Annotated in this window: 7 protein-coding genes; 5 read left to right on the top strand and 2 right to left on the bottom strand. The window is 58.3% G+C overall.

Annotation, left to right across the window (positions count from 1 at the left end; all coding sequences use genetic code 11):
• On the top strand, positions 1-424 hold a 424-nt coding region (locus EN738_RS25705; protein ID WP_189605970.1), incomplete at its 5' end, for an ABC transporter permease.
• Complete coding sequence (locus EN738_RS25700; RefSeq protein ID WP_127286155.1) at positions 414-1,967, top strand: ABC transporter ATP-binding protein; 1,554 nt, start codon at positions 414-416, stop codon at positions 1,965-1,967. The genes EN738_RS25705 and EN738_RS25700, both read left to right, overlap by 11 nt.
• On the opposite strand, the gene EN738_RS25695 is transcribed toward EN738_RS25700, so the two are convergent.
• Complete coding sequence (locus EN738_RS25695) at positions 1,864-3,657, bottom strand: capsular polysaccharide synthesis protein (RefSeq protein ID WP_127286154.1); 1,794 nt, start codon at positions 3,655-3,657, stop codon at positions 1,864-1,866. The two genes, EN738_RS25700 and EN738_RS25695, sit on opposite strands and share 104 nt — an antisense overlap.
• Before the next feature lie 356 nt (positions 3,658-4,013).
• A complete protein-coding gene (locus EN738_RS25690; RefSeq protein ID WP_127286153.1) occupies positions 4,014-4,952 on the bottom strand; it encodes a class I SAM-dependent methyltransferase in 939 nt (312 codons plus the stop codon).
• A 263-nt stretch (positions 4,953-5,215) separates the two neighbouring features.
• Here EN738_RS25690 and EN738_RS25685 point away from each other — a divergent pair, with 263 nt between their 5' ends.
• The 3 genes from EN738_RS25685 to EN738_RS25675 form a co-directional block, all read left to right on the top strand.
• On the top strand, positions 5,216-7,204 hold the full coding sequence (locus EN738_RS25685; protein WP_189605968.1) for a nucleoside-diphosphate sugar epimerase/dehydratase: 1,989 nt from the start codon (positions 5,216-5,218) through the stop codon (positions 7,202-7,204).
• A 98-nt stretch (positions 7,205-7,302) separates the two neighbouring features.
• Positions 7,303-8,214, top strand: a complete 912-nt coding sequence (locus EN738_RS25680) for a glycosyltransferase family 2 protein (protein ID WP_245478364.1) — start codon at positions 7,303-7,305, stop codon at positions 8,212-8,214.
• A 101-nt stretch (positions 8,215-8,315) separates the two neighbouring features.
• The coding region (locus tag EN738_RS25675) for a sugar transferase (RefSeq protein ID WP_145966932.1) at positions 8,316-8,509 on the top strand (194 nt) is incomplete at its 3' end.

Raw genomic sequence — 8,509 nt, 5'->3', positions numbered from 1 at the left:
GGTCAGCCTAATGGTGCTGCTGGTCTTCGCTTACATCGTCTTCGGCCATGTTCCACCTACGGTGGTTCTCGCGCCAGTCGTGTTTGCGCCACTGCTCGTCATGGTGCTCGGCATAGCATGGATATTGGCATCGATCGGCGTCTATTTCCGCGATATGAATCAGATCGTGGCGCCAGTCGTAACGGCGACGTTGTTCCTTTCGCCGGTATTCTTCCAAAGGACGGCGCTGCCGACTTGGCTGCAGCCGTGGCTTTCGCTCAATCCGCTCGCGGTTCCGGTCGAGGGTTTCCGCAATGTGGTCATTTTCGGCGCGCAGCCGGATTGGACGGCGCTGGGCTATTATTCGCTCGTGGCGACTGTCGTCGCGGGTCTAGGCTATCAGTTCTTCCAGAAGACCCGCAGGGGCTTTGCAGATGTACTCTAACAAATTTGCTGGCGACGGCCGCAACTCGGACGTCGCCATTCGCGTTCGCGACGTGTCGAAACATTACGTCATGTTCGAGCGGCCCGAGGATCGCTTCAAGCAGATGGTGGTGCCACGGCTGGAGCGGCTGGTCGGCCGGCCGCCTCGCCGTTATTTTCGCGATTTCGCCGCTTTGTCCGGCATTTCGTTTGAGATCGGCCGTGGTGAAACGGTTGGCATCATCGGCCGCAATGGCTCGGGCAAGTCCTCGCTGCTGCAGATCGTCTGTGGCACGGTGCAGCCCACCAGTGGCTCGGTCGAGGTCAACGGTCGCATCGCTGCGTTGCTGGAACTCGGCGCGGGGTTCAATCCGGAATTCACCGGCCGCGAAAACGTCTTCCTCAATGCCGCAATCCTCGGCGTTCCGCGCAAGGAAATGGAATGGCGGTTCGATGATATCGCCCGTTTCGCTGATATCGGTCCTTTCATAGACCAGCCGGTAAAGACCTATTCGTCGGGGATGTATGTTCGGCTGGCTTTCGCCACAGCGATCAACGTCGATCCGGATATCCTTGTCGTGGACGAAGCGCTTTCGGTGGGCGACGAGGCCTTCCAGCGCAAATGCTTCGCCCGCATCGAGGACATCAAGGACAAAGGCGGCACCATCCTTTTCGTCAGCCATGGTGCTCAGACCATCGTCCAACTGTGCACACGGGCGATGCTGATCGATGCTGGTGAACTCATTCTGGAAGGCCGGCCGAAGACGATTGTGGGACAGTACCAACGGCTGGTGAACGCTAGCACCGAAGCTGCGAAAGATATTCGGGCCGGGATCGTGGAGCTTAACGCTGCCTTGTCGACGCCCCAGGCAACAGGGATTGACGGCCTCGGAGGAAGTCCTCCTGTGGCTGATCTCAAATCGACAGCTTTCGCTATCAACTTTCCAGCGAGCATCTTGCCAATGCCTCCCGGCCTTGAGGGGGGCGAGGCTGATGCGGTCGTTGTGTCGGCTGCCGAGACAGAGGCAGAACCGATCAGCGCTAGTGCGCAGTATGCCGACTACTACGATCCCAACCTCACGTCGAAGTCTACGATCTACCTTGAAGAGCGCGGTGCCCGAATCCGCGACATGCGCATCACGACGCTCGGTGGCGAGCAGGTAAATGTGCTGCAGATGGGAAGACGGTATGTCTTCGAATACGCTGTAGACTTCACTGCCGATGCCAAGGATGTTGGCTTCGAGTTTCTGTTTAAGAATGTAACCGGTTTAGTCTTGGCAGGTTCAGATACGCATAAAGCAAAGAGGGAAAGAACACGATTTGTCAGTAATGGGACTTCGTTGAAAGTAAATTTTACCTTCAGCTGCCTTATGCTGCCAGGAGCTTATTTGGCGAGCGCCGGTGTTCGGGGCGTAGTGAATGACGATTTGCGCATGCTACACAAGATTGTTGAAGGCGTTGTCATCCGCGTCGCAAGCGAGCCAGGCCTTGTTGCAATCGGCTGCGTAAACTTGGACGCAACGCCACAGGTGGCCTTGTCTCCAGCAGAGCCCCCAAGGCGTTAAGGGTTTCCGCAGCCTTTGACTTTGTGTGCTCGACGACATCGAGCAACAGATCGCCCTTATCGCCATCGACTAACTCCAGCGCGGCGCGGGCCATATCATCCCCATTTGCGTGCTCAATCCGGTAAACATACGGCCATCCGGAAGTTGAAAGCAGATTTGTCAGTTTTCCGCCTCCGCGAATTTGGTCGATTGCGATAAAAGGAACTCCGCTGCGCATCGCCAAAATTGCGCCATGGAAACGGGACGTAAGCACCAAGTCACAAGATGAGTATAGACCCTCAATCTCGAACGGGGCCCGACCCGAACGGGTCAAGTGGTGTTCTATCTCTACCGTCTTGACTTGATACTTTATGGTCAGAGCATTGAGTACGTGTGACGTGAGGGTGCTGGTGCGGTCGTGAAGGGAACTGTTGGGCCCATATTCACTTTGCTCCCCACGAAGCACCAGTCCTACAACAAGCGGTTCGTTTGGCGCGCGCATGCGCTTTTCAGTGACCCGCCAAGGAGCGAGAATAGCGACATCCTCAAAACGTTGAGGTCCTCCTTCCCTCGCCAATGCAATGTCGAATGGCTGAGCGTAATTTATATGATCGGGCGCAAACAAGCTTATGCTGATCCCGATCTTTCTCGCAGACGGAAATCGACGAACTATCGTTTCCACAATCGGGTGATGCTTGATTACCGGACCGCAAACGAAAACCAGCGTAGCATAGTCGTTGTGGACGACTTCCTCCGGCGTTATCCTTTCGCCAGAAATTTCAAACGCGGAACTGGCTGTTAGGTGTCTGAAATTCACTCCTAACGCCTTTAGACGAGCTGCAACACTCTGCACGGCTAATAGGTCACCGACAGTTCCGTTGTCTTTTAGCGACCCATACCAACACAAAAGAACAGGTGGAGCCTTGACTAACGGATCAGCGATCACAGTGTATCGGCCGCTCGCATGCCCGATGCCTTGGCGAGATGGACGCCCACCAAAGTTGCAAAGAAATTGGTAGGCGCTTCCTTCGCGCACCGCACGGTGATCGACCTTGTGCGTGAGCTTTAGAAGCGGAAGCTTAGCAAAAGATATGACCTCTCGATCTCCTTCCGAGATTGGGCCAAGCAATCGCGCCTCATATGGCGCAAACATATGTGGATCACTCGCCGATATCTTTGGAACCCGGTCCCATAATTCGCGAAACTTTCTGTCGTTCTGATACGAGTAGCCGAACAAATGGTGAAACCAGAAGTAGTCCGGATCATCTGTTCGCTTCTGCCAGTGCCGGCGAACCCGCTTTCGCCACTCGTAAACAATGTGTGACGACTGGCTTGCCGCCAGAAACCAAGAAGATAGCATCCGGGTGGGGACGGGTCGCTCAAAGGCAAAAAAACCCTCTGACATTACGCCATCAAGCCACGCGTCGAGGGGTTGCAGGCAATAGCAGGTGGCGTCGACCCAAACCCCTCCGTACCTTGATAGCAATTCGATGCGAACGATATCGCTGTAAGTTGCGTCGGAAAGCGACATGGAGAGGATCGAGCTAGGGTCGTTCACCTCGGGCAGAAAATCCGCCAGACTCTCTCTGGTCAGGATTTGAATAGTCCAGCTTGGGTTGACCCGCTGCCAAGAGGTCATACTGGCCTTGACGATCTCTGGTGCGGTTTCGATGCCTTGCAGCCACAGTATCCAGATGGTCCTAGGAAGCATTGTTGGTCTCGTCGCGAATCGACTGCTTATCTCCCAACTCCGCGAGCATGGCTAGGCCGTGGCTAAGCAATCCATGATTCCGAGCTGTGGCCGGGCGTGCTGGCGCATTCAAATCCACAGCGCCAACGGCAACCTGATAGGTTTCAAATCGACATACGATTTGCCTCAATTTGTCGCTGCCTTTGACACCGCCACGGACCTTGGCTACGACGACTAGACCCTGACCAGCCTTGCGATCATATCTATCTCGCCAGGCGGTGCTCGCGAGACGACATCGAGCCTGAGCGGGACGAAACCATCCTGGCAAAGGGCCGCCACCGGGGATAAGGGTCTCCTCCACTGGTCGTCGGCCGCGCCTACGCCGTGCTCAGTTGATAAGACCGGATATCGTCATAGACTGCCTTGGCCAGTGCAATCGTCGCGGCCGTGGCCGTAGGTCGCCACTTCGTACGACCGCCGGTGTGGCCTTTTTTGATCACGGCCAGCAGTTCGAACCCGTTTCTTAGAAACGCCCCGTCGACCAGCTCCAGGCAGCAGTTCATTTCCTTGGCGGCAATGGCCATTAGATCGCGCAAAGCCGTTTCATCCCAAACGTGATAGTGGTGGCGATCCCCGTCAGCGATCCATTTATCCACCATGCTTTGCACGCGCGGATCGTCTTGCGGCAGGTGTAGCAGGCTTTTCGCCATATCTTCATAGTGGAGCCGGTTTCCTGCCTCGCGGCCTGCCGGGTAGGTGTAGTCCAGCAGGAAGTGATTGGCCCTCTCCGGCGTGCGCTCATAGTCGAAACAGTTACCGCGAAAATTTGGCAGGGTAATGAAGAGATGGCCACCCGGCCTGATCGTGCGGAACCATTCGATGACGCCCTTCAGCGGATTGTCGAAATGTTCGAGTACATGGTTGGCGATCAGGAAATCGAGGGAGCCATCTGCATAAACGCCGAGATCGTGCCCGTCGATCACATGTGCAAGCGGGACGAGACCTGCCGCCGGCAGCTTATAGCGGGCGACCAGCTCTGCGTTTGAAAGTACGTCGACATATTCAACGGTTGCACCAACATTGACCGCCGTTGGCACATATTGCGCCCCGATCTCCATGCCGTGTCCTTCAAGGTGGCGAGCGGCATAGCTGTTTCGGAGCCGCAGTCGGCATTGAAGACTGAGATTCAACGTTACCCTAGCCAGTCGTGGCAAAGCCCGCACATGGTTCTGGAAAGCGATGTTCCATGGCGGCGTTTGTTCTGTCGGCGTCCAGAGCGTCTGTGCTGCAACCGCCTTTCGATATTCGTCTAGCATAGGTCCTCCATAGGCTGTTGCTCTTGCACCTTTGAGCAACGCCTGCAACTCAAAACATTCCCCACAACCCAAGCGGCGACTCCTGGCCGCAACTTTGGGCCTGGGCAAAAAACCTCTGGCGATGCACCCAACTCCGCGCTATGCGATACAGGGCGGCGGAAATGAGGATTTGACAACTCTAAGTAGATGGCCGGTGACGGACGACGGTCGATCTGGCGCCCTTTAGTGTCCATATCTTCGCGCCTGGAGTTCAGTACTGCCCAATGACATACTATATAGAAGCCGTATCCGGACTCCGGCCGAAGATGCGGCGCGCCATCATCATGGTCCAGGACATCGTCATGGTCCTGATCGCTGTGGCGCTCAGCTTGGTGCTGACGCGGTCGAACCTGTCGTTCGGGACGTTCTCTTCCACTGGTCTGGTATGTTGGGCGAGCATTATCGTTCTTAGCCATCTGCTGTTCAGATATTGCGGCCTCTACAACACAGTGTGGCGGTTTGCCTCGACGCCCGATTTCTTCAACATCCTGAAGAGCTGCGCGACTTTGACTGTCCTGCTCTATCTCGCCTCGCTGACGTTTCGTACCTTCCAGCCGGTGATCGGCCTCAACGAGCGCCAGTTCATTGTCTTTTTCCTCGTCTCCTTCACCATCATCTCTGCTCCCCGGCTCTACTACCGGTTCCTCCGTGACGGAGCGAGCTGGGCGATATTGAGCCGCGGCTCGAACAATCCGCTGGTCAAGCAGGCGCTGTTCGTCGGCAGGCTGAGCGAGGCCGACGTTCTTATCCGGTTCACGCGCACCGCGAACCCGGCGGAATATTCCATCGCCGGCATCATGGCGATCGGCACCGAAGCGCCTTTGGGCACGCGCATCCAGGGTGTTCCCGTGGTGGCCGTCCGCCCCAGTCTGGTCGAGGTCCTGGAGGAATACGCCAAAGGCACGCAGAATCTCGACATGCTGATTTTCGGCAACGGCGCCGAAAGCGAGATCGAGGAATACGCCGAACTGGTTCGCGTCGCCCGCCACAGCGGCATATCCGTCGTGCGGTTCTCGGGCGTCTCCGAGCTCGGGCAGGGCGGCAAGCTGGTGCTCGACGCCGTCGAGATGGAAACGATCATGCGTCGCTCGGCGGTTGCCACCGACGTCGGACGCATCAGCAGTTTCGTCAGCGGCAAGCGGGTGCTGGTGACGGGCGGCGCCGGCTCCATCGGCCGCATCCTCGTCAAGCGTTCGCTGGAACTCGGCGCCGAGGCCGTGCTGGTCGCCGATATTTCCGAGTTCGGCATCTTCCAGCTCGATCAGCTGATCGACGAAGAGGACCATGCCCGGCTGACGAGCCGCATCATCGACGTCACCGACCGGCGGCAGATGACCCGCGTCGTCAGCGAGTTCAAGCCTTCCATCATCTTCCACGCGGCGGCGCTCAAGCATGTGCCGCTGCTCGAGGAGAACTGGGAAGCGGCGATCCAGACCAATATTTTCGGCACGCTTGCCAGCGCTGAAGTCGCGGCCAAATGCGGGGTTCCGCAGTTCCTGCTGATCTCGAGCGACAAGGCGGTCGATCCGAGCTCGGTGCTCGGCATCACCAAAAGGGCGGCCGAGCAGATCGTCAGCTCGCTCCACGAAATGCGGGCGGCCGGGCAAGGCGGGCGCCGCCCCGGCACCAAGTTCATTGCCGTGCGCTTCGGCAATGTGTTTGGCTCCACTGGCTCGGTCGCCACCATCTTCCAGGCGCAGATCGAGGCAGGCGGCCCGGTCACCATCACGGATCGGCGCATGACCCGCTATTTCATGACGGTTGCCGAGGCCGTTGACCTCGTCATCATGTCTGCCGCCGATGCCGAACAGCGTCCGGGCAAGGACGACTATGCCATCTATATGCTGGACATGGGCAAGCCGGTGCCGATACTCGAGGTGGCCGAAACCATGATCCGTATGGCCGGCAAGAGCCCCTACACTGACATTCCGATCCGCTTCACCGGAATCAGGCCCGGCGAGAAGCTGCACGAGACCCTTCAGGGCGAGAACGAAGAGATCGTCACGCTCGACATCGCCAAGATTTTCGGCCTGAGGACCGACGTCGTGGAATGGCCGAGAATCCAGGCCGCGTTGACGTCGCTGCAGGCGGCGATTCGGGACCAGGACAAGGCGGCCGCCCTTGCCGTGCTGGCGGAACTGTATCAGGCGGAAAAGCCCGTTGCTGGCGCGCGACTGGAAGCACTGCCGAAAATAGTTGGACAAACTCGTTAGACCTGTCCTGCGCGGCAATGATTGGCTATTGAAACCGATCCGATAGCCATTTGTGCACCCTAGGTGATTCTAGACCCGTGACCAGACAAGATCAGCGTGTGGCCGTGCTGCTGGGCGCGAAGGACGGTGCGGCCTTCATTGAGGAGCAGTTGCAGTCCCTGCTCGCCCAGTCGCATCCGCTCGTCGACCTGTGGGTTTCCGACGATGGATCCACCGATGGCACGCAAGCCCTCGTCGAGGCTTGGCGGCCTCGCTGGACTAAGGGCTCCCTGACCCTGGTGAAGGGGCCCCAAAAGGGCTTCGCCGCCAATTTCCGCTCAATGATCGTCGATCCACGCATCGACGCCGACTACTACGCCTTTTGCGATCAGGATGACATCTGGGAGCCTGACCGGCTGGAGAGCGCGCTGCGCTGGATGCGATCGCTCGACGCGGAAACCCCTCTTCTGTTCTGCTCGAGAACCGCGACGATCTCAGAAACCGGGAGTGCTGCAGGCTATTCGCCGCTGTTCCGGCGCCCGCCATCATTTCGCAACGCCCTGGTGCAGAGCATTGCCGGCGGCAACACGATGCTGATCAACCGCGCCGCCCGTCACCTGTTGGCCAAGGCATCGGCAAAGACGGAGTTCGTCAGTCACGACTGGTGGGCCTACTTGATCGTCACCGCCGCCGGGGGCATGGTCCGCTACGACCCGCGGCCCTTGGTGCGCTACCGCCAGCACGCGGCAAACCTGGTCGGCGCCAATGTTTCCTGGAAAGCAAGGCTCTCCAGGCTCGGGCGCCTGTTCAGAGGTGAATTCGCCAGCTGGACCGACAGCAATCTCGGTGGTCTCGCAGTCAACCGCGACATACTGACCAAGGACGCTGCGGCCTGCCTCGGCCTGTTCATAAGGGCTCGGAACGGCGGTATCTCCCGCCGCTTGCGGCTTCTGCGCAGAAGCGGCGTTTACCGACAGACACTACCGGGGACGCTTGGCCTCTATCTGGCATTTGTCTGGCGCCGGATCTAGAGCATGGCCCCAAGCGGATTCCGGTTTTTGGAAAGGGCTATGCTCAAACAAAAAGATAGAGCCCCATCCCGATTCTACCGAGATGAAACAGGCTCTAACCCATGAAAGGGCACAAGCGAGCGTTCGATCTGGTGATCGCAGCCTCGATGTTGGTGGCGACGTCGCCCGTGCTGCTTGTCGCTTTGCTGGCGGTCAAGGCGTCGTCACCCGGCCCGGCTCTGTTTTCGCAGATCCTGGTCGGGCAAGGGGGCGTGCTTTTTCGCTGCCACAATCTGCGGACCATGTCCCGGGGAAC

This window comes from Mesorhizobium sp. M4B.F.Ca.ET.017.02.2.1 (genome assembly GCF_003998955.1).
GTDB classification, from domain to species: domain Bacteria; phylum Pseudomonadota; class Alphaproteobacteria; order Rhizobiales; family Rhizobiaceae; genus Mesorhizobium; species Mesorhizobium abyssinicae.
The sequence above is the reverse complement of the archived record's forward strand: the minus strand, read 5'-3'. Positions and strand labels throughout refer to the sequence as shown.

Coding starts and splice junctions, on each gene's coding strand:
- EN738_RS25700 (WP_127286155.1), top strand. CDS start 414: ATGTACTCTAACAAATTTGCTGGCGACGGCCGCAACTCGGACGTCGCC.
- EN738_RS25695 (WP_127286154.1), bottom strand. CDS start 3,657: ATGCTTCCTAGGACCATCTGGATACTGTGGCTGCAAGGCATCGAAACC.
- EN738_RS25690 (WP_127286153.1), bottom strand. CDS start 4,952: ATGCTAGACGAATATCGAAAGGCGGTTGCAGCACAGACGCTCTGGACG.
- EN738_RS25685 (WP_189605968.1), top strand. CDS start 5,216: ATGACATACTATATAGAAGCCGTATCCGGACTCCGGCCGAAGATGCGG.